Below are 515 nucleotides of genomic sequence, written 5' to 3' on the forward strand. Positions count from 1 at the left end.
GGGTGCGCGTCCACTGCGTGCGGCTCAGGTCGGCGCGGCCGAAGCGCACCCCTTCGCCGTGGGCATCGGCGAACACCGCCCCGGCCAGCTGGCACTGCTCGAAAATGGCGCCGTGCAGCGAGGCCTTCTCGAAGTTGGCGCCCGTCAGGTCGGCGCCGGTGAAGTCAGCTTTCGCCAAGTTGGCCCCGCCGAAATTGGCGCCCACCAGGCGGGCTCCCCGCAGGCTCACGTCAGTCAGGTTGGCCCAGTCGAAGCGGCAGCCGTTGGCCTTGGCCCCGTCGAAGCAGGCCCGGTGCAGCAGCGCGGCATTAAACCAGCAGGCCGCCGAGCCGTCCGTCTCGGCCAGCACGCAGTTCTCAAACCGGGCATCGTACAGCTCGGCCTCCGAAAACCGGGTGCCGCGCAGCTCGGCTTCCACGAAAGACGCCCCGTGCAGCTTGCTGCCCACGAACACCGTGTCGTGCAGCACGGCCCGCGCCAGCTGCGGCTGGCCGAACGAGGCCCGGCTGAAGTCG

Annotated in this window: 1 protein-coding gene; it reads right to left on the reverse strand. The window is 70.3% G+C overall.

All coding sequences use genetic code 11. From position 1 onward, the window contains the following. Positions 1-515, reverse strand: a 515-nt coding sequence (locus ACYVDE_RS26015) for a pentapeptide repeat-containing protein (RefSeq protein WP_460504387.1), incomplete at both ends; no start/stop codon positions are given.

Source organism: Hymenobacter agri (assembly GCF_054778495.1).